A 24,646-nucleotide genomic window follows, 5' to 3' on the forward strand; every position below is an offset into this window, starting at 1 on the left:
TAATCAGGTGCTGGTTTCATATTGTAAAGAGTCAATACCCATGACCAATAAGTTTTTTTAACTCGGCATGTGTTGAAGTTCATTATAAAGAACGTAGCTTCCTGAGGGAATGTCTTTTGCGCGATACATGGCGAGATCCGCGTGCTGTAGCATCTCGAGCATACTCGAGGCATCCGTCGGATAGCAGGAGATACCGATGCTTGGCGGACAAGAAATCATATGATTGGCAATCTCATAAGGTGCTTGTAACGTGCTCAACAACTGAGTTGCCATACGATGAAGTTGTTCGTATGATTTAACATTCTTTAAAAGTAATGTAAATTCATCACCGCCTTGTCGTGCCATCATGTCAAAATCCGTTTCGAATGATTGTAGTCTTATAGCAACAGCTTTCAATAACTGATCACCGATATCGTGTCCAAGTGTATCGTTGACTGCTTTAAATTGATTTAAGTCCATGAAAAATAAAGACACATTTGATGAAGGATGAAGAGAGTTACTTTTAATGAGCTTTAACAGTCGTTCTTCGAACGCAAGCCGATTGAATAGTCCTGTCAGCGCATCATGATAGGCAAGGTATTGAATACGTTGTTCATTTCGTTTTATTTCAGTCACATCTTTACCGATACCGAAGATTCCAACAATTTCGTTTTGGACGATGATTGGAACATTGGTGATGTTCATATACATACTGGAACCCAATGCATTTTCAACAACGGTCTCATAACTTCGTGGCATACCTTTAAATACTTCCTTTAATTCTTTCGCGACCGTCATCCGGTGTGTATCTTTGACATAGCGAAGGCTATCTTGACCCATCAAGTCAGTTTTAGAGACACCGAGAAGATCGCTACAGGCAGTATTCGCACTATCGAATTGACCTTTAAGGTCCGTTGAATACACTGGATCTGGATGGTATTCGAACAAGGATTTATACCTTTCTTCGCTTAATTCAAGCGTTTGTGCTTGATCGTAGTAGCGACGGACTAATTTATGATTCTCGATAATAATTAAGACTTGCCGGGTAATGACGAGTAAAATGGAAAGTCCTGAACCTACTGTCACGATATCGAAACTACGCGAGTGAAATCCCATGAAGACGAACAGAATCAAGACTCCCCCATAAGGCGTGAGCATTTGAAAAATATTTAACTTTTCGGGATGAGTCGTTAACGTTGTACTTATAGTATTTGGCTGATGTTGAAGACCTGAAAAAGCTAAAACGATCATTGCTATGATGAACAGAGGGTCAATTAAACTACCTGAGATGTATGTGTCTTGAGCAATCAAATACAAGTAAACAGAGTCAGCGATTGCTTGTATCGTGACGGCTGCGATAATGAGATACATGGATAAACTCTTATCTTTACTCGTAAGATTAAAAAATAAAAAGGAGGCGGCGACTAACATACCCAAATCTCCTAAAGGATAGATTAAGGAAACAATGAGAGCATTAATGGTTGCCACACTCGTATCCAGAATAGGTTCGATTAAAAAGTGCCAAGAAAAGGTACTCGCAACGACTAAAATGATCATGACATCAAATAAGAATGAAATGCGTTGCTGTATTGCTGCATCCTTCAAAATTTTGTATATCAAAGCGTAAAGCAGGAAAAGGACTTGAAGAATGTAAAACACGTCTGGCCATCCTGGAAACGCCACGTTTTTGTGGAAAATACTTTCTGTGAAAAACCAAATCAATTCGGCGACTAAATAACAAAAGGTGCCGAAAGCGATAAGTAACCAGAATTTACGATCATTTGAATCAGCCCATTTGATAGCAATCTTTAAGTAGAGAAGGGCGATCAACAACCCTGCAATCGAAAAGATATTTCCCCCTAGTGCTTCAAGGAATTGAGAATCAGAAAAAGTGAAAATCCATCCATAATAGCCTAAAGCATAAAGTAGAATGATTAGGATAAAATTTTTAGGTTGTTTAAACATGCTATTCTTATACTCCTTCTTATCATATTCACTTAGTATACAATGAGCTTATTTATTGAAAAGAACTTGTTTATAAAACAGGTCTATTCTGATTTATCAGACAAATCATCTTCAAATAACTCCTTAAGAACAAGGTAGAAAAATAAGTCGCAATCATAAAGTGCATGACATAAACGATCAAACGTCATCTACATCATGCACTTTAAAAAATTTAGAGAGAGGTAGTCTTCAAAACATCTTGTGTTTGAAGTAATGTAACAAATGCGTCAAAATCGATAGGACGAGAGAATAGGTAGCCTTGACCGATCGTACATCCATAGGAAGTGAGAACCTCTTTTTGTTCAATCGTTTCTATCCCTTCCGCTACGACGGTTAAATTAAGATTCAAGCCGAGCTCGATGATCGTCTTGACCATAGGCGATTTTTGATTAGGAGTCAGACGATCGATGAACGACTTATCGATTTTCAATGTATCAATCGGAAGTTGCTCGAGTACATTTAAGGAAGAATACCCTGTTCCGAAGTCATCGATGGATGTTTTAATCTGCGAGGTCTTCAAACATTGCAAAATCGAAACGCTCTCTTTGATGTTTTGAACAATGCTCTCTGTAATCTCAAGCTCGAGCCACTGCGGGTCAAGAGATGTCTCTTCAAGAATCTCGATGACACGCTGACAGAAGTTTGGATTTTGGAATTGAAGAACAGAAACATTGACCGATAGAAGCAAAGGTTCGAATCCTAAAAGCTGAAGTTGTTTACTTTGGTAGGTCGCAGTGAATAGGACCCACTCCCCGATTTCATTGATCAGACCAGCTTCTTCAGCGATTGGAATGAACTCAGCTGGTGAAATCCATCCGAACTTTGGATGATGCCAACGGAGCAATGCTTCCATACCAATGATTCTCCCAGAACGAAGATTGACTTTAGGTTGATAGTAGACACTTAATTGTTGCTCACGTATTGCATTTCGTAAGTATGATTCAATTTCAAGCTTTCGTACTAAGTTGGATTGAAGTTCAGTTCCATAGTAAACGAATGTGTAATTTCCATTCTGTTTAGCTTGATAAAGAGCTTCAGCTGTATGAGCCTGTATTTCTTCGATCGTCAAACTTTGGTCAGGAAATATACTGACACCACTATGCGCTACAATATTCAATTCTAACTCCTTTAAACGGATAGGTGCTGCAAGATGAATGAATATCTTTTCATTCACAACAGTGATACTAGATTTCTCTGTTTTTAGAAGCACAATCATAAACTCATCTTCACTGTACCGATACATTTTAAAATTCTCTTTCAATACATGTTTTAAGCGGAAAGATACTTCTTTCATGATCTGTTCCCCGACATGATGCCCGAAAATATCTGTGTACATTCGAATCCGTTCTACTTGAAGCAATATGAAGGCAAGCGGTGCATGTTCATCTTTGAGGCTATTTTTAGTGTCTAGTAAAAAAGATGCACGATTGCCTAGGCTCGTTAATGGATCGATATATGCGATTTGGTTTAATTCTGCTAATAATTCACTATTTTTCATGACAGTAAAAGCTTGTCTAATAATGATAAGAAGAAAAATCATGATCCATCCTGTACTTAAGGCATTTAAATTCCAAGCATAGCTTTGCATCATTAGGATGGAGAGGATCAAGATGCTCGAATAAGGAAAGATAAATTCTTTCTTTGTTGAAACATCAAGAGCAAATGGATCAATCATACTTTCTTGTCTTGGCTCTTTTTCATGATATCGAGCAGTGTAACCGATAAATAGTAATGCGATAGTCCAAATCAAATCGACACTGCCACCTGATATATAGCTGTTCTTAATTGTAAATTGTGCAAAAGTGATATCTCCGATGACTTGTAAAAATAAACCGATGATCAAATAAGTCAAATATACATTTTGTTTGTTGAATAGAATTAAATAATATAGCGTAATTATAAAAAAAAGAATTCCTAAATCTGCAATTTGGAAAAGAAATATATGGACGCTGTACCACAGAGACTGCTGATTAATCTGATAGAGCGGATAAAGCAGGTAATGATAACTAATTGAAGTCGCGGCTATCATATAAATCATTGTATTAAAGAAGAATGCCGAATTTGAAAATTTTCTCGTTTGATTCAAAAGTTGATTTAACAGTGCAGCAAAGTAGAAAAAGTAGGAGCAGACCCAAGTTAAGGATGATAAGTCCGGTGTAACCATGACATGATTCTTAACAAGTAAGATGATCCAAACAAGTGTGCCAAGGGCGGAAAAACTCGTTCCAAGACCTAAAAACATCCAAAAACGTTTAGAAGAGTCATTTTTAAAATAACTTTTTATAATCCAACTCGTACTTAAAATACCTACGAACAACTGGACCGTGTTTAATAGAACCAACCGCATCCATTCAGATCCTTCAAAAAAATGGTTCCCATACCAAAATAATAAACCAATTCCGATGGACAGAAGGAAGGGGTAACTTATAGTTGTACGCAAAGATTGTTCCTCCCTTATGTTTAAATAGCTTTCAAATAAGTATCGGATATATTAGATTTATATTTAACATAATGTTCTAATGTCATTTAGAATTAAAAAATGGTTCCTAGTACGGTAAAGAACTAAAAATAAACCTAGATCTCTCAATTGAGTAGATCTAGGTTTATTTTTAGTTCTTTATTGTTTTTTTAAATCTCTTAGTGTAAACGACCAAAAAACTTTTTATCGTTATGTCTATTAATTTGAAACTTTCAAGTTTACAACTTGGTACGTCGTTTTCGTTCCATTCGTGATGCTATACGCCAGTACACCGTCCTGGTAAAGAGGAAGGGATACCAACTCTTCAAAGTCCGTCAGGGGAGCAACCGTCTTCGCTTTTAGGTCCGCGTACATCAACTGATTGATACCTTCGCGGAAGATGACTTGTGTGTTCGAGAGAAAACGAATGCCACTAATCGTCGTCTGGGCACTTGAAGCGGAATAGTTCAGCGTCTTTTGGTCCAATCCGATGGGCTGGAAAATGGCGTCGCCCTCTGTGCCAAGAGCGAAATAGGTGCCGCTGCGACTGAAATCAATCAATCCGGACAACTCTTTTTTATACGCACCATCCAGAGTTTCAAGCACTAGGACGTTCTTTCCGTTTTTGTAGTGAGACGTGTATAAGGTCACGCCGTCATCGCTATCGCGGTGCTCGTACGTGAACAGACCATCTCGTGTTTTCCTGTTTTTAAAATGAAGGACTGGAGTGGCGTGATCTTTCCGGTTTTTAACGAATAAGACTTTAACGTGGAAATCGTTTTTTGTTCAGTCGCTTCCTGCGTGATCCAGGACGCACGTGTTGACGTGACATCGATATGCGGCGGGGACGTATCGAAACGACTTTCGCCAGCATCAAGTGTCGTCACCTGATTCGTCGTAATCTTCAGTTGGCGAATCGACCACTTCACACCGGTCTTTGTCGGCTGTTCCGTTTCGACCCATAGTAAAAACTCACCTGTACCCGTCATCATCGGGATTGCACTCTTCGTCGCACGGACGATTTTGTTATACTTTCGTTTTGTATCGTATGTATAAATGGTGCTCTTATTTTTTTGTGGATTGAAGTAGAAAATTTGGTCGTGATAAGAATACTGTGGATTGAATGAAACGTGGAGTTTACTTAGTAAAGGAGAGAGGTCGTATGTATTCGTTTGACCTAACGTGACGCGCTCTGTCTGCTTTCCTAGTTCGACCGGATGCTGATTCGTAGCTTCGGTCGTTGCTTTCTTGGATGAAACGTTCACTTGTTCAGATGACGCGACATTTTTTTGTGCTACACGCGATGTTGCTTGTTCTTCTATTATGGAACAACCCGCTATCGTCCAAACGACGGTCGAGAGACAAAAAACGGTTGCGAATCGATGTAATTTCATATCGGATAGCTCCTTCAAAGGTTTTCGGAAACGTAAGTCATTGCTGTACATCATGTGGAGAGGGAGTCGGACGACGGGTGTGAAGAAACACGAGATACCACCACTTTAATGTGTAGGCGAACAAGAAGACACACATCCATGCCCACGGTCGAAGTGTCGTCAATCCTTCGTAAAAATGTCTGAATTCTGTAATGTCAAGTCGGTACATGGAGTTCCAAATGAATAATGCATACATGAAAAGCATTGCTAACATCGCTCGAATCGATGCTTTTTTCAAGGCTGGATGCTTGATCGCGACGAAGATTGCACTGATAAGCGTGATGAAAAAGAAAGCATAGGACAATACCCACACCCACATATCGTTGGTTGGTCCCATATGTATTTTCCTTCTCAGTTAATCATGGATGCGTCTAGAAGATCGTCTAAACAAAACAGAAAGAATGACATCGATCAGTAACCCGATCAAGAACCAACTGATCAAAGTCAGGATGTAGATCAGGAACAGCGGGATATGGAAGGAATCCAGCCAAGTTCCGAGGAAGGAACGTGACTCAAGTAGCCAGAAAACAGGGCTTGTGAGAAACAACAAGATGTTTTTGTCATCGTAACCGAAAGCATTAAATAAACAGACGGCAAGTGAAAGCAAGGGAAGCCAGAAACGAAAATCTTTTCGCATGATTATTCATCTCCTGTTTGAGTGGGATGCGTTTCATTGGACTTGAATCAAAAAAGCGGATAGACCGTCACCGCGTTCGTTCTACCGTGCACGAATTCCATAGATGTATGTTCCTTGAGCAGACGGTGCGGTGAAAACGCCATTTTTTAATGAGACCTGCTCACTTTTTGTTTTTAAATCCCATCGTACGACTTGGAGTATATATGGTTTACTATCAAAAGAGAGATGGATTTTGTCGTTTGGTGACACGATGACGGGTTTACTTTTTCAGTCATGTAGCGCATCGACATAAATCATGTCAGCACATTGAGCACTGAATAAACTAAACCAGCAAGAAGAATCTTGAACAGTCGAAATGGGCTTAATGTTTATTTCGACTTATGGGTCGTAAGATTCGGTACAAAATGGTTCAAAGTAAATAAAGTAGCAATCAGTATAGCTAAACAATCAATCAAAATATATTTCAGAATAGAAGTATTTTCTCTAAGAAATCAATATCATAAAACCTATAAATAGTCATTATATGGTTTTTTTCACAAAAGACTGTTGAATCCCTTCAAATGGATGGAGAGATTTTGAATGAGTCATACGTTTCTATTTGTGACGGTTAAATGCTCGCAATTCATTGAAACCTTTTAACGACACAAACAATCGGTTTGGTAACAACATAGAGGGCACTTCTCTTATTGAATGGAATCACTAAACAAAAATGATGATGAGTAGGTTCTTTCGAAATTGACGTTTTCGCCACATGTAGATTTATCCCTCATTTTTCTCAACCTGTGTCATAGGTTTATACCGTACACGATTGCGTCCTCTTCGTTTCGCCTCATAGAGTGCTCGATCAGCATCTTGAACGATATCCTGCAGGTTCTCTTTCTTGTTATGAGACTGTTCATGAAAAGCTACGCCAATCGATACGGTAATCTGAATAGGGTGCTCGTTCTTAATCTGATAGTCATAAATCGAGCTAGTTGCTCGAATGACTTCAGCCAGGTCATATGATTGGGGCAACTGTAAGTTTGGACAGACCATGATGAATTCTTCACCTCCATAACGACCGACAATGACGGAGTCCGGACAATGGTTTTGTAATAATCTACTGATTTGACGAAGAATCGCATCGCCTTGATCGTGTCCATATACATCATTGATACGCTTAAAATGATCGACGTCAAGCATTAAGATTGAAAAAGGAGTTTCTGTTTTTAGCAGTTGTCGAACAGATTCTTCAAGTTTTCGGCGATTATACAGACCGGTCAACCCGTCAATTCCTGCCTCCTGGCATGCTTGATGATAGCGGGCATATTGAGCACGTATCGTTTCGAGAGAGGCATGGATTAAAATACCCGATCCGAAGTGAATCAATATGAATTGTAGTGTATTCGTTTCCTTCATGTGTGAAGTCGATTCTATGAAATAAATGAGAGGAAGGGAAATCAGGAGACTCGCCGCAAGCAGAACAAAAAAACTGATTGACTGGGTGATCATTCTTTTTTTCAGAAGTATGATGACATAGAAGACTACTCCATACGTGACAACGTAACTCATGGCATGCCAAATGTCAGTCGTCTGATAGACAAAGAGACCTTGACAAAGTTGCAAGGACACTAGCGTGATAAGTCCGACTTGATGTCCTCCATAGTAGAGGCTGACCATTAAAAATAGGATGGATAAATCGATGGAAAATCCATGAAGATCAATTGCTTTTAGAAGGACCCAAATACTTGCAGCAATCGAAAACAAAATGAGTGAAAACAAATGATTGAAACTTTGAGAGTTCGGCTTGATGGGATAGAACCATTGAAAGAAAAAAGCACCGGAGATCAGGATTAACAATAGTGACGACACACTGACAATGAATTGATCCATAGCATGAAGCATCGAAAAATTCCTTTCGTGAGGAACCGTTAATAGAGAGTCATCAGTAAGTATCGGAGCCACTCATTCAAACGATAGAAGTGGAATGGTGAAAATGATAAGAGGTGTCTAATCGATGTATCATTCTTATATCTTTAAGCATTAAGTATACGTCATATGATTATATAGCACTATCTATTTTTTGGAATATTCTAAATTTATCGGGTAGATCAGTCATGTGCAGTAAAAAGAGTGATATCTTTTTTGCGAGATATCACTCTTTTTACTATAGGAAAGATTTCGTTATTTAAGTGGAATTCAAGATGAATCATCCAGCTTCTCTTGAAGAAGTCATTTTCCTTTTACGAAGAATAGAGGAATCAATGCTTCTCCCAGTGGGCTTGATAATCGAGAATATATTGACTTAGGGGAATCGGCTCGGTGCCTGTCACCTCACGGAATTGACGGTTCGTTCGTTTCGTGAGTCCGAGACTAATCGGGAGGTGTAACATGATGACTTCATTGACGTAACTTTTCGGATACCCTTTTTGAACCATCTTCATTTGGAAGAATGGAATCGAAGGGTTCGTGTACCGAATTGTCTTCCCTAAGAGTAGCGTCATCAGACTTGCAATCTCATGGAAACCGAAAACTTCTTCGCCATGCAACGTATAAACACGATTGAAATGAGGGGCAGGATGTTCGAGGCAATGGATGACGAACGTTGCGATATCCCGAATGTCGATCATGCTTGTCTTCCCAAGACCAGCGGGTGTAACGATTTGCTCGTGAAAGCGAATATCATCACGCATGAAGAGATTTAAATTTTGCATGTAGTACCCGGGACGGATGATCGTAAACGGGATGCCGGTCTCTTGAATGATCTTTTCGATCGTATGGTGAGGTGTCAGCGGAAAGATAGGAACATCCTTGAACGAGAGGTAGACAATGTGGCGGACTGAGGTGAAGCGCAAATAGCGCAAAAAGAGATGAAACTGTCGTGTTGATACTTGAGATGGATACATCAAAAAGAGTTGATCGACACCTTTTAGCGCTTGTGAAAACGTTGAGATATCGGCGTAGTCCAAGTGACGATAGTGAAAAGCATTGCCGAATTTCTCAGAAGCAGCAACTGAGTCGATGACAGCCGCATGAAAGGGGATATGTTGCTTCATCATTGCATGACCGACGGCTAGTCCAACGTTTCCTGTGAATCCTGTTACTAAAATCGTCATGTGTAACGTCCTTCCTGTACACTTGACTGAATGCTACTTGCTGGGAAGTAAGTCATGATATGTCTAAGAAAAAGTGAGGTGGTAAATCGTCCGCTAATTGCTTTATCGTAACTTGATTGAGCGTATTAAAGAAAGAAATCAGTGCCGCATCTAATAGGTGATCTAACGCACGCACCTGATAACGCGTTCCCGGGAAAAATGGACGTTCGAATAACGCTACTACATCTCCGACCCGGACAGTATGACTCAATGGGAGGAGTTGAACACCGCCTTCTCGTCCAGCATGGGTCTGTAAAAGACCTGCCTTTCTTAAAATCGATACGGTCTTCGTAAGATGTTCGTAAGAGATGTCACATTGAAGCGAAATGTCTCTCGTCTTTACATATTCTCCTCTTCGTGCCATCGATTTCGAGGTGTGTACCAAAAAAAGTAATGTCAGTAAGCCATGTTCCGTAGCACGTTTCAACCTCACGATCGTATCTCCTTTCACTTTCGGCTGAAGAAGATATTAGACAATCAAAAGACAGTACCGCGTCATGGAGGAAAAGGGCGCTTTCGTCATATATACATGCGTGTAAGAATCATCGAATGTGATCAAAGCAGAGATCAGGTGTGCACGAATGTACCGACAGGAGAGACTTCGCCGTTGAGGCGTAATCAGTTCATCTCTTCGAGAGTCGAAGTCAAGCAACAATTGCAAGGGATACTCTGTGAATATCGTCACCTGACAATGAATGCCGAGCCGATGATAATAATCGACGATGCATTGACGAACGAATAGCGCTCGTTCATGAGTAATCATATGCTTTGCCCTCCTCTTCATTTACCCAATCGGATAGGTGGTCTTTTATATATTGCCGAAGGGTGATCGGGCGTTCACCAATCAGTTCTAGAAAGTGGTTATCCGTCTCATCCGCTAGACCTAATAAGATCGGCACGTGAAGTTTGATGATTTCATTGGTTTCTTCGTAAGACAATCCATGTTGGATCATAAAGGACCGGAAAAAATCAATCGACGGGTTCGTATACATGATCTCTGTTTCAAGTTCTTCTCCGAGAAGCCGGGCGACTTCGTAAAAATTGTAAGCCGCTTCACCGCTGATCGTATAGATTTTATTGAAGTGAGTGGCTGGGTTTTCAAGACACGTCATCACGACGGTCGCTACGTCACGGGCATCAATCATGCACGTCTTACCAATTCCTGCCGGTGCGAAGAGGTGTGCATGATCTCGTAACATATCTCGCATGAATATGTTTAAATGCTGCATGTAGTAGCTAGGACGAATGATCGTGTAGGGAATGTCGGTTTGGCGAATGACGACTTCAATACGATGATGTGGCGTGAATGGGAGAGATAGAGCGTCTTTGGCTGAGAGGTAGACGATGTGTTGCAGGGCAGTCTGTCTGAGATAATGAATAAAATATTCGAATGTCTCCAAGTCCGCGTTTGCAGGAAATTCGAGAAAGATTTGATTGCACCCGGCGAGTGCTTCTACGAACGTCGAGGCATCTTGGAGATCGAATCGACGAAAGTCAAAATGCTCTCCATATAATTCGGAAGCGGCTTGTGGATCGGATACCCCAATGCAAAAAGGCTGTTCTTCCGTGCGCATACGTTGGCTGACGAGTTGACCGATTGGTGAAGAAAAGTCCGTAATGAAAATCATAGGAAAATTCCTTTCCTCTCTTAGATGAACAAAACATTGCTGATTAGGGGAAAGTAGTTCAAGAAAACTGGTAAATATAATACTTGTATTAATTAGATAATACCCTAACTTCCTTTCGAATATCGGACAAACGAGCATTTCTGTTAAAAACATAGTTTAGTCATCTAAGCGATGACCGAAGCGAAACAGCGTGATTCAATCATCAAGTTGCCTTCATTTAATGCCTTCATGAGGAGCCAAATGAGCCATTGACTCCCTAGCTCCTTCTATGACGTTGTAATAAACATGTTCACTGTCCGTGAAATGATGTTTTAGCATGTTGTGTGTATAGAAAAACGAGATACGACCATTTTAACAAGTAGGCGAATAAGTAGACACACATCCATGCCCAAGGGCGTAGCGTGATCAGTCCTGCGTAAAGATATTCGAATTCCGTCACCTCAACGCGGTACATCGCGTTCCAGACGAACAACGCATATAGGACTAGCGTCGCTAGACCAGTTCGAATCGATGCTTTTCTTAAGGAACCTCCTTAAAGATATTTTTTCTCATCGTATCCGAGTGCATTAAACAAACAAACGGCACGAGAATGTAAGGGGGGAGAAAGGCGAAACCCTTTACGCATTGGAGTTCATCTCCTATTTGAGTTAAGTAAGATTCATTTAACTTGGATCAAAAAAGCAGATAGACCATCACCGTGTTCGTTCCACCGTGCAATAATTTCATACGTGTACGTCCCTTGATCGGATGGTACGATAATAATATCGTTTTTTAATGAAACCTGTTTGCTTTTTTTCTTCGTATCCCAGCGTACGACTTGAAGTGTATCTGGAACACGATCAAATGAGAGATGAATCTTGTCGTTTGGTGATACGATGACAGGCTTACTTTTTTCGGTCATATGCAGCGCATCGACATAGATCATATCGGCACATTGTCCGCTGAACAAACTAAACCAACAATAGGAGCCTTGAACAGTCGGAATCTGTTTACCATTTACTTCGACGTTTGGATCGTAGGGTTCAATTCGGAATGGTTCAAAATAAATGAAAAATGCAATCAATATAGTTACACAACCAATCAAAACGTATTTCAGAATAGGAGCACCTCCTCTAAATAATTAATGTTGTGAAATCTTTATGTTGTTTATAGTTAGAATCTTTTTCCACGAAAAACTATTGAATTCCTTCAAATGGATGATTAGAATTCGTTAACGGGTGATTATATTGACTGATCATTTAAAAACAATAAAAAGGATAGAAGTTCGAGGTGATGGACACCTGAACTTCTATCCTTTTTTCAATGGTACTAATATGAATGGTTGTTAGACATGAGGGTTATCTGTAGTTTGTTTTAAAGAGGTGAATCATGAAGCATGTCGTAAAGTTCAGCGTATGTTTCCTTGAGTGACCTAATCGCATTCACGTCTGTTCCGATGATATCCACTACATCAGTCGACACATACAAGAGGAAATCCGAGTCATGGAAGGCGATATAAGCTGGTGTGTGCCCTCGATAGATTTTTACGCAATAGGAGGCGACTTCCTCTAGCTTTACATGTTTCACATGCGCATAGACGACACCCGCATGATCGGCTTCTTCTTCCATGATATACTCTTTCCAATTTCGAATCGTGATTGACGATCCTACTAGTGCCTTTGCTGAATAACGACGATGATGATGAATGTACGCAGCGACGAATAAAAGATGGATGGAGCTGTCTTCTTGAAAAATCGTCTGAAGAATTTCTTTTAACTGCGAGGCGTTTAGGTCTTCCATTAAAAAACGGATGCGGCGTTCTGGTGTTGACTGAAAATAGGGTGTTTGCTTCCTGATATCAAACTCAATCTGGAACTGGGATAAATCAAGCATATAGAAGTCTCCTGATTCTATTAGAGTTTTGGTGACGAGTAGGGAATGTGACGGATGAAGGCATCTAGCTGAATGTCGAAGTATGCTTCAAGGTCAATACGAAGGCGTCTTTCTAAATCAGACAAGCATGTCACTAAGAGATTGAGAGGAAAAAGAGTATTCAGCCAATCATCGCCCCAAATCGATTGAATGTTTCCTTGATTAGCGGAGGGGACCATCGATACGATCGCCCCTTCTTCATCGTGATCAAATTCCACCGAATAATAATAAAAGGCAGGAATGAAGGTCGACGTGACCTGTCTTTTCCACCGATACAACGATTTATAAAACTCGAAGATGGATATTGATGTTTCGAGATATAGTGTATGATCAATGATGATTTTAAAACTCGCTTCTATCGACAGAATGGTTGGGATATCCTTTGCTGAAGAATTTGAAATGGCACACGGTGAATTTAAAAAATCATACGTACATATGATTTGAGAAGACATCTTCATCACTCCGGTTTATGAATTGAAATTAGCTGAATACGTTATTCCGTTGCCGAGACGGACGAATCCCTAAAGCAATCGAAGCTCCAACACAACTGAACAGACAACCGATGATTAAAGGAAGAGATAGCGTCGATTCACCAATCAATACTGAAGCAACACCGCCAATTAGCGGAAATAGTGCCACCATATAACCGCTCTTCGCACCACCAATTCGTTCGACGAGTTTCAGATAAAATAGCCACGCGAGAAATGACGCAATCACGGTTAAATACAATAAGGCAGAAAGATAGGTAACGGTTGTCGGAAGCGTAAGTGGTGTCCCTTGGAACCAGACAATCGCACCCATCAGTAGACTCGCTACGGTAAAACCAATCGCATTCGCATGGACAGGATTGATCTGTCGCTTGGCGTTACGCGCTGAACTAGCATCACCAATCGCCGTCAATATCGTGCCGACTAGGGCGATCAAAACACCTTTCAAATCGGTCAGTCCATGGATGCTGTTTAGACTCGGTACGATTAGAACACCAACGCCGATGATGCCAAAACATCCACCAATCCAGACGCGCGCGTGGAGCGTCTCTTTTAAAAACAGACGCAGAGCGATCGGTGTCAGAATGACTTTAAGTGAGAAAATCAAGGTCACGATGGCAGCAGAGCTTAATATTGTCGCGTAATAGAGACATAAGTAACTCAGAGCGAAATTACAGACACCGAACACGACGATGAACGGGAGATCCGTCGCGGTAGGTTTGTTCGTTCGTTTGATGAACAATGCGAAGATGATGAAGAGAATCGCTGTCATCGCTAATCGATAGGTCAAGGATACTTCCAAAGCGACGGGTGTACCTTGAATTTTGACGGCAATGAAATTCAGTCCCCAGACGATTAAACAAAATAGATACATGAAATATGTCATAGCTGATCCTCGTTTACGTATTTTCATTTCCAATTCTTTTCCTGTATTTCATCTTACCAAAAGTAAATCGTTAAGAAATCATTTTCGGTATAAATAGAAAAATCACTGACCGTCATATGACAGCCAGTGATTAAGTAGTAATCATAATTTGATTTTAACGGTGTAGAGATAACCAGTATATCCAGAATTCACATTCAATACGAAGATATTTTCAGTTTTCGGAACAATATAGATGACGTCAATTTTTGAGTGTAAGGGAGCGTAGTAACCTAAGCTTTCTGAATAAGCTTTTTTGTTGAGATTGATCGTTTCTTCTGGTGTGTAGCTTTTCTTTTGACCATCAATTAATGGAAAAGTAGATGGTTTATAGTCGATATAAGAGTCAGCTGAATCTTCACCTTTTACCTGCATCTCAAGTCTGACGGATACGGCTTGTTTATTTTTCGGAAGATTTTTAAGTTGAACACGTTTCGCCGAACTGACCATGAATCCCTGTTCCTTCAGTAAATTTTTATCGCCAGGATAAGTTTGAAGACCGCCTTTATTCATTAATTCTGTGATGACGTCTGTATCCGTTTTTTTCGACTCCTTCTTTTGTCCGATCGTTGCGGTGGTTGATGTAGCATTCACAGCATCGACTTCGATTTTGACGGTCGTCGGTTTGGCAATCGCCTCGCCTGTCGCGAAGAGGACATACGTGTTTTTGTCACGTGGAACACGGAACACGAGGTCAACCCGAGAAGCTAAAGGTGCAAAGTAGCGATAGCCATCCTTCCAAGCGTCTGGATTACGATTCTCGTAATCAACCGCCTCGTATACTTTCCCGTTCGTATCTTCTAGGGTGAAAAGATTCGGTTTATACGTAGCGTAGCCTTCTCCGGATTGGTCTTTGTAGTTTTCCAAGAGGACCGGCACCGTGACATATTGTTCATCATCGAGAGTTGGCAGTTTCAACTCTTTTGGAGGAGTCGAAAGTAATTTTCCAACTTGGAACACTTGTTTCTTAACAGTTGGATCTCCTGGATAGGTTTGAACGACACCACGCTCCATTAATTGATCGAGCTTGCTCGCATTGACTTTCTTCGAAGAGGACTTTTTCTTCTTCGTGTCTTTTACATCTGCCAGTTTCGTTCCTGTCGTCTTGACCGTTGGTGTAGCTGTCTGTGTCGGTTTCGTTGTTGTCGGTCCTTCCTCTGTCGTAGCAAAGAAGAACAGAGAAGCGACTCCGACGACAAGTGCACCACCGACTGCGGACAAGGCGAGTCGGAAACGTCGTTCGGTCGCCTTCGTATTCGTTGCGACGCTCCCGATCGCTGCATTCGGTGTAATGCTGACGGCGCGTTGAGCGGGTAAGAGGGCGCCAAGAACACCCGTCACCATCGGAATCAATAACATGACACTTAAGAAACCAAGCTCACCTGTTGGGAACTGGTTGTAGACGAAACCGATCATCGCTAGAGCGATCAGTAAGCCGATGATTCCGGCGAACAGTCCTGTCATCAATCCTTCACTTAAGACGAGTGTCCGGATTTGATTGTTTCGCCAGCCGGTTGCCTTCAAGACGGCGAGCTGACTTTTTCGTTCATTGACGTTCTGCCACATGATTTCGGTTGTCGTCAGGATGGCAATGAGTAAAGCGACGCCCATTGCAACATAGTGCATCGTGCCGACTTCGAGCGCAACGTATTCGCCGAGCCATGTCGCATACAAGACACCTTTCAGTCGGAACGTGATGAACAGGAAGAAGATGAACAGACTTGTCGGCAGGGCAATTGCAATCGTCGAGAGGATTGTCCGTTGCCAGTAGGTTGCGAGTTGATTGATACTCATACCAAGAACACCTTGCGCCCGAACGAACCGACGACCTTTTGAGACTTCACCGGAGCGCATACTTTCAAACGGTTGAATCCGGCGGATGAGCGTCATCGGAACGAGCGTGCCGCCCCAATAAATCAACAGACCGGCGAGTCCAATCAAAAGGATGCGTGTAAGGGCAATCGGATGATCCGTCGTCAACCAGAACGAACCGAGAATCGTCCAGGAAATCAAGGCGACGAGCGTTCCAAGCAGAGTCGCTTCAAGGAACAATAACTTGGACAGCTGACGGGGGCGCCAACCGAGCGACAGTAAGATCGCGAATTCCTTCTTGCGGGCATAGAGTAGGATGATGTTTGAACTAAAGACATAAACGAGCGCGACAGCGATGACGCTTGCGATGATACCGCTCATGCCGACCTTTGCTTCTTGGAAAATTGCCATCGATGAACCGAGTTTGATCCACGGTTGCTGTATCCAGCCGAGTGCTGATTCACCTTTTAATCCAGGGAGGTACGTCAACGCCAACTGCGGCGAAGAGCCAAGCGTGACATCCGTGATCAGACCGGTCTTGTCCTCGATCTCTTGAGCGACAGCTTTCAACTTTTTCTCACTTGTCGCGTTCATCGTCTCAACACCTTTGATGTTGACACGAATAGCGGAGATTGCCTTCTCACCGCGTAATTTAAAGGCCGCGTCAAGCGTCGTCAGCATCGATGGCGGTTTCGTCAAGAAGTCATACGGATCGTTCGTTGGTTTGACATCGCGAACTGGATTAACCGGCTTCTCGTTTTTATCCATGACCCATTGTGCTTTCGCCGGGAAGTAGGTCTCCATCGGCAGTTCCGTTAATGGATCTTTCGAGATGTTCAATTTTTTCGGATCAAAGACACCAATGTAGTTCAAATGCATTTTCGGTACTTTATCTAGGTTACCCGTGTTGTCACCGAAGACACGAGCTTTTCGATACATCGATCGTTTCGAAATGAGGGAGTCCTTATCGACCTCTTGAGGTGTTACTTGATAGGTGAACGGCCAACGTTTGGCAAAGGGACTAGCAATCGTTTGATACTCGACAGACGATGGCTTTAAAAACATCCAGTCAAAGCTACCACTTGCTTTTTCCGGGACCTTATCTTCGAGGATGTTCTTAATCAGTTGCTTTGATGCTTGCTCTGTCGAAATATAGTATTCCTTCGTATCTTTGACAGGAAGCGTCTTGAGATAGGATTCGCCACCTTTTTTCATGATACTGCGCACTGTTTCAACCATTGAATCTTTAACAAGCGGGATATCGACTTTCTCGTAGCGGTAGGTCCGCGAAGCATTGACGTACTCCTGACTGTTCATAATCAATGGGATGTCCCAAACACCGTCACCATAATCGTTGACGGTATCTTCTTTTGTGAAATAACGACTATGGGGTGCCTTTTTAGTTGCCTGATCGAGTCCAACGAGTTTTGCTTCTGCTTCCGGATCGATTCCGGCAAGCATCACTGCACTTCCGTAACCGTAGATGGGAAACTCACCTAATTCTTGCGGTGAAACATCTCGATTCAATCCGTCACTCTCAGGAGGGAACCAACCGGCTCCGGAAAAGAACGAATATGACTCTGTTTCTTTTTTTAGCCCAGTATCTTGCATATCCGTAAACGAAATTTTGTATATACCCGGTTCTTTGAAATTATAGGTATCTGTTTCGGCATTCGTATTGTAGTTTCCAATCATCGCAATCGGTGCCGCGACTTCGACGTCCGCAATTTGTTTGATTGTCTCGTATTGCTTACGAGTGATCCCACCGTCGAGTCCACTCATGTAGTTCGGTTCGAGCAGATTCAAGTCTTCCGTTACACTTCGACTGCCTTCTGGACGAACGACGATATCGTATGATGATCCCCAGCGCTTTTGTAGTTCATCGACGACCGTTCCGTTGTTTGCTTGCGTCGTACCGATTAAATAACTGAGTCCGGTACTGACGATTAGGACGCCGACGAGTAGCAGGATGAACCGCTCCTTGTTGCGCCACCAAGAGTTCCAAATGAATTTAAGCATCGGCAAAACCTCGATTCCTTTCAATGATTGGATGGTCCATATAAAGCTCCTCCTAGTGGTTAGATTATTGTTTCATCAGGTCGATTTTAACGGTCGTTGGTTTTGGAAAAGCTGGATCAGAAGCGAACAGGACGAACCGTTTTTCTTCGAGTGGCACTTGATAGACTAACTCCACGCGTGATTTATAGGGTGCGAAATATTGAAAGCCATTCTTCCAGGCCTTCTCATTCCGATTCACATAATCAACTGGTTCATAATCCGTGCCATTTAAATCCGTCAAAGCATACCGATTGGGACGATACGTCGTGAATCCGCCCATATCATCCCCCGTATCTTGCATGACGACGGGAATCGTCAAGAAACGATAGCCGGCACGATGCTTCAGATTCAGTTCTTTTGGTGTGTTAATCAACGCCTCGACATGGAAAGAATCAAACTGATGCTTCGGATTCCCGGGAGATGTCTGAGTGACACCACGCATCATCAATGTTTTGAGTTTTTCTGCGTCGTCTTTAGAAAGGGTAGCAGCTGACGTACTTGCTTCTTCGATATCTTCTAGCGTGATCTTGACGGTCGTCGTTCGTTCGACGGCATCATCATTTGCAAGCAAGACGAACACTTTTTGGTCAATCGGTACTTGGTATACTAGATCGACCCATGATTTTTTCGAATTGATGTATTGAAACGCATTTTTCCATGCCGTTTTATCGTGATTGACATAATCGACAGGAGTATACTCTTTTCCGTCAAGAGCGATTAACGGAAAGGTTTGCGGTCGATACGACGAGAATGAACCTGCAGCTAATTCATCTTGGTTATGAAGGAAAACGGGAATCGTCACGAAACGATACCCTGACTTCTCTTTAAGCTTTAATTCTTTCGGTGTTGAGACGAGTTTTTTAACAGAGAAGTCATAATTCTTCGCCGCAGGGTCACCCGGGTACGTCTGAATAGCGCCTGCGTTCATCAGTTGTTCTAGTGCCGTATTGTCTTCGGCGGTATGTTTCTTATCAGTAGGATCTTGAGTGAGATCTTTTAGTTTTTGTCCGCTCGTTTGTACTTTTGGTGTCGTTATCTCTTTTTGAGCCGTTCTCGTTTCAGGTTCAGCGAGGAGGAATAAACTCGTCGTCCCGATGACAAGGGTAGCAGCGATGCTACCGAGAGCCCATTTGAAGCGACGTTCGGTCAATTGTTGATTATCGTTCACACCACCAATGGCTGCGTTTGGTGTGATGCGTACAGCGAGCTGGGCAGGGAGCAAGGCACCAAAGACGCCTGTCGCCACCGGAATCAGGAGCATGAGGCTTAAGAAACCGAGTTCACTAGTCGGGAACTGATTATAGACGAAACCAATCATCATCAAAGCGACAAGTAGACCAAGGATTCCAGCGAAGAGTCCAGTCATGAGTCCTTCACTGAGAACAAGTAGACGGATTTGACCGTTTCGCCAACCGGTTGCTTTGAGCACAGCGAGCTGATTCTTTCGTTCATTGACGTTTTGCCACATGATTTCGGTTGTCGTCAGGATTGCGATTAGTAGGGCGACGCCCATTGCGACGTAGTGCATCGTACCGACTTCGAGCGCAACATATTCACCGAGCCAAGTCGCATATAAGACGCCTTTTAGTCGGAACGTGATGAATAAGAAGAAGATGAATAAGCTCGTCGGTAAGGCGATGGCGATGATGGACAGTAGCGTCCGTTGCCAGTAGGTCGCAAGTTGATTGATGCTCATTCCGACGACACTTTGCGCCCGGACGAAACGCCGTCCCTTTGAAACTTCGCCGGAGCGCATGCTTTCAAACGGTTGAATCCGACGGATGAGTAACATCGGAACAATCGTACCGCCCCAGTAAATCAACAGTCCGGATAGTCCAATTAAGATGATGCGTCCGAGAGCAATCGGGTGATCCGCTGTTATCCAAAATGATCCGAGAATCGCCCAAGCGATGAGTGCGACCAGCGTTCCGAGAAGTGTTGCCTCAAGGAAGAGGAGTTTAGACAGCTGACGTGATCGCCAGCCGAGCGATAGCAGGATCGCGAATTCTTTTTTGCGGGCATAGAGTAAGATAATGTTTGAGCTGAAGACATAGACGAGCGCGACAGTAATGACGCTCGCGATGATGCCACTCATCCCGACTTTTGCCTCTTGGAAAATCGCAATCGACGAGCCGAGCTTGATCCACGGTTGTTGAACCCAGCCGAGCGCTGATTCTCCTTTTAGACCTGGTAAATAAGTCAAGGCGAGTTGAGGGGAAGAACCCAGTGTGACGTCCGTGATCAAACCAGTCTTATCTTCGATTTCCTGAGCGACAGCTTGCAATTTTTTCTCACTTGTCGCGTTCATCGTCTCGACCCCTTTGACGTTGACACGAATCGCAGAAATCGCTTTATCCCCGCGGAGCTTAAAGGCAGCATCGAGTGTCGTCAGCATCGATGGTGGTTTCGTCAGGAAGTCATACGAATCGTTGGCGGGTTTGACGTCACGGACTGGATTGACCGGACGATCGTTTTGATCCATGACCCATTGCGCTTTTGCCGGGAAGTAGGTCTCCATTGGAAGTTCAGTCAAAGGATCCTTTGAAACATCAAGCTTCTGTGGGTTAAAGACGCCGATAAAGTTGAGATGGACTTGTTTCCAGCCTTTAAAGCCACCTTCGAATTCACGTGCTTCGCGGTACATACTTCGCTTGAAGAGTAATGATTCCTTGGCGACCTCTTTTGGTTGAACCTGATAGGTAAATGGCCAACGGGAACCGAACGGACTTTTAATCGTTTTGTATTCAACCGGTGAAGGCTTTAAAGAAATGGAGGACAGTGAATTACTATTGTTCGTATCGCCTGTTGGTAAGGTGTTTTTTAGGATACCGTCCACAAGCTTTTTTTGGACGTCTTGAGTCGTGATCGTGTAGGAAGTAGGTTCCTCTACTGGTAGCTTACTGAGGTATGCTTTCCCACCTTTTTGTTCAATCTTTTGTACCATGTCTGCAACGCCGGTTGCAGCGAATGGAAGCTCTACTTTTTCATATGTATAGGTGCGGGACGCATCGACGTATTCACGAGAATTCAATAAAATCGGAATCTGCGTCGCTTGGTCTCCGTACGAAGTAGGAAAATCGGTTTCGGTGAAGAAACGGCTATATGTTCCGGTTGTAGTCGCTTTTTTCAAACCTACGAGCTGATCTTCGGCTGTAGGGTCGATTCCAGCAATCATGACTTGTGAGCCGTAGTCATAAAGGGGCTGTTCGCCGAGCTTTAAAGGGGAGACGCCTGTGCGTGTTGCATCACCCATTGGTTCCCAGCCGGCAGCGAGAAACGTTGACATGGTATAGGATTCTTTTTGGAGCCCTGTGTTTTGAGAGTCCTTGATTTTCAAACGATAAATCCCTTCTTCTTGGATCGTATGTGTTCCGACGCTACTCGACGTCGATGTATAGCCAATCATCGCAATCGGTGCAGCGACTTCGACGTCAGCAATCTGCTTGATCGTTTCGTATTGTTTGCGGGTGATGCCACCGTCGAGTCCACTCATGTAGTTCGGTTCGAGCAGGTTCAAATCTTCGGTCACGCTCCGACTGCCTTCCGGACGGACGACGATATCGTACGATGATCCCCAGCGCTTTTGCAGTTCATCAACGACCGTTCCGTTGTTCGCTTGTGTTGTACCGATTAAATAACTGAGTCCGGTACTGACGATCAGAACGCCGACGAGTAGCAGGATGAACCGCTCCTTGTTGCGCCACCAGGAATTCCAGATGAATCTCAGCATGTTCTCCACCTCATTTCGATTTGGTTAATTGAGCATTGCATAAGCTGCCTTTCGATAAGATATTCTTTTATCCATATATTTCTTTTTATTTTTCCATTATATACAAATAATAGTGAATTGACTAAAAAATCTGTTAATTAAGGGTATTAGTTTTAAGGAAATAGAAAAAGCACCTCACGGAGGAGGTGCTACATCAGGATTGACTCTTTAAACAACGAGTGGATTCCGTTTTCGCATGATAATCTCGTCAAACGAACCGCCATCGTACAGTAAAGCGCCAGGAATCGTTTCCATGATGTGAAAACCGACTTTCTTATACGCAGCGATTGCCCGTTCATTGTGCGAAAACACTTCGAGTTCAAGTTGACCTAGCTGAAGTTCTTCGAAACAAAATCGGAAGATACACGCGATTGTTTCTGTCCCGTATCCTTGACCTGTTAAGGAGAGGGCACGGAGTGAGATTCGAAAGCCAGCCGTTCCTGAATCCGAATCGATATCAAGAATCGAGCACTCGCCGACCGTCTCACCGGACGTCAGGCAAATTGCAAAATCATGACGCGTCGCATCAGCTTGAATCGTTTGAATATGCTGTTCAATCTGTTCAAGCGAAAATGTCGCCGTCGTACCCGTCAGGTAACGTAATGTCTCATCCTGGGTTTGTTCCAATAAAACGTGCGCATCGGTCACGTCAATCGGGCGTAGAAAAATCCGTTCTCCGATAAGGTACATAAATAGTTTCCTTTCTCATGACGAAAGTGTAATCGTTTCGTCGGTTTCGGTCGTAAAATATTGACGTTTCGTTCGGTCTTGCACGATGAAGACAATCAATCCACCAATCAGTAGGAAGCCAACTGAAGCGACAGTATACGTCAAGCGGATCGATGTCTCGGCATAAAAACCAATCAAGGCAGTCAGTAGAATGACACCAGTCGATTGTACGACGTGGATGCTACTGAGGAATCGTCCCATCAATTCAACGGGGATGTGTGTTTGAGCAAACGTCATGAAGCCAGTGTTCGCGAACGCCAAGGCAAAGGTTAGCAAGAAAAAGCCGATGGCTGCAATTAGGAACGACGTCGCCGAGGCAAAAATCAAGTAACCGACCGGCGTCATCAGTGCTCCGAATTGAATCAAAAAGCGGGGCGTCAATCGACGCGTAAAAATTGCATTGACGGCTGAGCCACAGATGATACCAACTCCGGCAATACTGACGAGAAAACCGTATGTGCTCTCGTCCACCTCTAGGACAATCGTCGCAAACGAGGCTTCGAGTGAATCGAGTCCGCTCATCAAGACGATCATGAGCGCATACAAGGCGTAGACGACAGCAATGTAACGCCGCGTCCTTGCAAAGACAAGCGTCTCCTTCCAGTCTGAGAGAATGAGTCGGAGTGTGAAGGGTGTCTTCTCCTTAGACGTAAGATGAACGTTCGGTAAGAAAGACAGGAGGATAGCAGAAAGTAGCAGTGCTCCCGCGTTCAACACGATCGCTGTTTCCGGTGAACCGATCAAAAATAAGAAGCCGGCAATCGACGGTCCGAGAATGAAGCCGGCTGATTGAATGAAGTTCTTCAACGCATTAAACCGTTGGCGACTGTTCTCCGGGACGAGCTTCGTCATGTAAATCAAGGACGATGTCTCAAAGAGCGTGTTACCGATATTTAGAATGAAGACGAGCACGTAGAGGACAAACAAGGAATCGATCAATGTCAGCGAAAAGACGAGGATAGCTCGCGCGACGTCAAGCAACACGAGCAAACGGCGCTGATTGATGCGATCAATGACACTGCCGGACCAGAGACTCGTCAAGAGAGCAGAAATCGGTAAGAGGATATAGAGAACGGAGACAGCAAACGCTGATCCGGTTCGTTCGAGGACGATTAAATTCAAGGCGATGAAGTAGACCCAAGCACCGATGTTTGAGACACCGACACCAAGTAACAGTAATCCAGGATATTTCCAATGCGACATACGACACACTCCTTTTTATTGTGATTCAGCCAATAAAAAAATCCCACCTCCAAGACGTTGGTCTTGGGGACGAGACTGTGCGTGTCGTGGTGCCACCCCTGTTCGCGAAACCGTCACCGGTACCGCCTTCATCGGTACGACCGCTTGCAAACGGCGAATACCTGAGCTCGATAACGGGAGCACCCGTCACGATATCCCCCAAAGGTTCCACCGTGCTGCTCAGAGGCTTGGTTCGGTCAATGGCTGATGCTCCTTCCCACCAATCGGAGCTCTCTAGAAAAAGCCGAGATGACGTACTGTTCTCTTCGACGCGTTTGATTCATGTAATTTGTCTTATCCTAGCATATACAAAATGAAATCGTAAAGAATTATTTTCATTTTTTTACAATTATTGAAATACATGAATACCTATCAGATACAGAAAAGAATAGGTTGTGGTAAATAATGTAACACGGCATATGATACGTTATTCGTGAGAATG

At 43.1% G+C, this 24,646-nt stretch carries 20 protein-coding genes; all 20 read right to left on the bottom strand.

Features of this window, described 5'->3' with window-relative positions:
* Positions 1-57: 57 nt before the first annotated feature.
* The 20 genes from K6T22_RS07335 to K6T22_RS17330 all read right to left on the bottom strand — a co-directional run bounded on the left by K6T22_RS07335 (position 58) and on the right by K6T22_RS17330 (position 24,348).
* Positions 58-1,944, bottom strand: coding sequence for a DUF4084 domain-containing protein (locus K6T22_RS07335; protein WP_238239720.1), 1,887 nt, complete (start codon positions 1,942-1,944; stop codon positions 58-60).
* Positions 1,945-2,155: 211 nt separating this feature from the next.
* Positions 2,156-4,423: a bifunctional diguanylate cyclase/phosphodiesterase gene (locus K6T22_RS07340; protein ID WP_238239721.1), complete on the bottom strand. Its 2,268-nt coding sequence runs from the start codon at positions 4,421-4,423 to the stop codon at positions 2,156-2,158.
* A 237-nt stretch (positions 4,424-4,660) separates the two neighbouring features.
* Positions 4,661-5,047 carry a hypothetical protein gene (locus K6T22_RS07345; RefSeq protein ID WP_238239722.1) on the bottom strand — a complete coding sequence of 129 codons (387 nt, stop codon included), beginning with the start codon at positions 5,045-5,047 and terminating at the stop codon, positions 4,661-4,663.
* A gap of 41 nt (positions 5,048-5,088) precedes the next feature.
* Entirely contained in the window at positions 5,089-5,835 is a 747-nt protein-coding gene (locus K6T22_RS07350) for a hypothetical protein (protein ID WP_238239723.1), read from the bottom strand.
* Positions 5,836-5,872: 37 nt separating this feature from the next.
* On the bottom strand, positions 5,873-6,211 hold the full coding sequence (locus K6T22_RS07355) for a hypothetical protein (protein ID WP_238239724.1): 339 nt from the start codon (positions 6,209-6,211) through the stop codon (positions 5,873-5,875).
* 18 nt (positions 6,212-6,229) lie between these two features.
* Positions 6,230-6,511, bottom strand: a complete 282-nt coding sequence (locus K6T22_RS07360) for a hypothetical protein (protein ID WP_029341549.1) — start codon at positions 6,509-6,511, stop codon at positions 6,230-6,232.
* Positions 6,512-7,270: 759 nt separating this feature from the next.
* Positions 7,271-8,395, bottom strand: a complete 1,125-nt coding sequence (locus tag K6T22_RS07365) for a GGDEF domain-containing protein (RefSeq protein WP_238239725.1) — start codon at positions 8,393-8,395, stop codon at positions 7,271-7,273.
* Between the two features lie 356 nt (positions 8,396-8,751).
* The gene (locus K6T22_RS07370; RefSeq protein ID WP_238239726.1) at positions 8,752-9,606 is read right to left on the bottom strand and encodes an NmrA family NAD(P)-binding protein; all 855 of its coding nucleotides are present in this window, start codon (positions 9,604-9,606) and stop codon (positions 8,752-8,754) included.
* 52 nt (positions 9,607-9,658) lie between these two features.
* On the bottom strand, positions 9,659-10,078 hold the full coding sequence (locus K6T22_RS07375; RefSeq protein WP_238239727.1) for an RrF2 family transcriptional regulator: 420 nt from the start codon (positions 10,076-10,078) through the stop codon (positions 9,659-9,661).
* 36 nt (positions 10,079-10,114) lie between these two features.
* Positions 10,115-10,408 (bottom strand): hypothetical protein, encoded by a 294-nt coding sequence (locus tag K6T22_RS07380; RefSeq protein ID WP_023468121.1) that lies wholly within the window; start codon positions 10,406-10,408, stop codon positions 10,115-10,117.
* Positions 10,395-11,273 carry an NmrA family NAD(P)-binding protein gene (locus tag K6T22_RS07385; RefSeq protein ID WP_238239728.1) on the bottom strand — a complete coding sequence of 293 codons (879 nt, stop codon included), beginning with the start codon at positions 11,271-11,273 and terminating at the stop codon, positions 10,395-10,397. The genes K6T22_RS07380 and K6T22_RS07385 overlap by 14 nt, the downstream gene beginning before the upstream one ends.
* Before the next feature lie 658 nt (positions 11,274-11,931).
* Positions 11,932-12,336, bottom strand: a complete 405-nt coding sequence (locus K6T22_RS07390; protein ID WP_238239729.1) for a hypothetical protein — start codon at positions 12,334-12,336, stop codon at positions 11,932-11,934.
* Positions 12,337-12,626: 290 nt separating this feature from the next.
* Positions 12,627-13,145 carry a hypothetical protein gene (locus tag K6T22_RS07395; protein WP_238239730.1) on the bottom strand — a complete coding sequence of 173 codons (519 nt, stop codon included), beginning with the start codon at positions 13,143-13,145 and terminating at the stop codon, positions 12,627-12,629.
* Positions 13,146-13,165: 20 nt separating this feature from the next.
* Positions 13,166-13,636, bottom strand: coding sequence for a DUF7878 domain-containing protein (locus tag K6T22_RS07400; protein WP_238239731.1), 471 nt, complete (start codon positions 13,634-13,636; stop codon positions 13,166-13,168).
* 28 nt (positions 13,637-13,664) lie between these two features.
* Positions 13,665-14,558, bottom strand: coding sequence for a DMT family transporter (locus K6T22_RS07405; RefSeq protein ID WP_238239732.1), 894 nt, complete (start codon positions 14,556-14,558; stop codon positions 13,665-13,667).
* 141 nt (positions 14,559-14,699) lie between these two features.
* The gene (locus K6T22_RS07410) at positions 14,700-18,425 is read right to left on the bottom strand and encodes an ABC transporter permease (protein WP_238239733.1); all 3,726 of its coding nucleotides are present in this window, start codon (positions 18,423-18,425) and stop codon (positions 14,700-14,702) included.
* A gap of 64 nt (positions 18,426-18,489) precedes the next feature.
* Positions 18,490-22,194, bottom strand: coding sequence for an ABC transporter permease (locus K6T22_RS07415; protein WP_238239734.1), 3,705 nt, complete (start codon positions 22,192-22,194; stop codon positions 18,490-18,492).
* A gap of 207 nt (positions 22,195-22,401) precedes the next feature.
* Positions 22,402-22,923, bottom strand: a complete 522-nt coding sequence (locus K6T22_RS07420) for a GNAT family N-acetyltransferase (protein WP_238239735.1) — start codon at positions 22,921-22,923, stop codon at positions 22,402-22,404.
* Between the two features lie 15 nt (positions 22,924-22,938).
* Positions 22,939-24,165, bottom strand: coding sequence for an MFS transporter (locus tag K6T22_RS07425; protein WP_238239736.1), 1,227 nt, complete (start codon positions 24,163-24,165; stop codon positions 22,939-22,941).
* 15 nt (positions 24,166-24,180) lie between these two features.
* The gene (locus K6T22_RS17330; protein WP_425293148.1) at positions 24,181-24,348 is read right to left on the bottom strand and encodes a hypothetical protein; all 168 of its coding nucleotides are present in this window, start codon (positions 24,346-24,348) and stop codon (positions 24,181-24,183) included.
* Positions 24,349-24,646 lie beyond the last annotated feature (298 nt).

This window comes from Exiguobacterium acetylicum, from assembly GCF_022170825.1.
In the GTDB taxonomy this organism is placed as follows: Bacteria; Bacillota; Bacilli; order Exiguobacteriales; family Exiguobacteriaceae; genus Exiguobacterium_A; species Exiguobacterium_A acetylicum_B.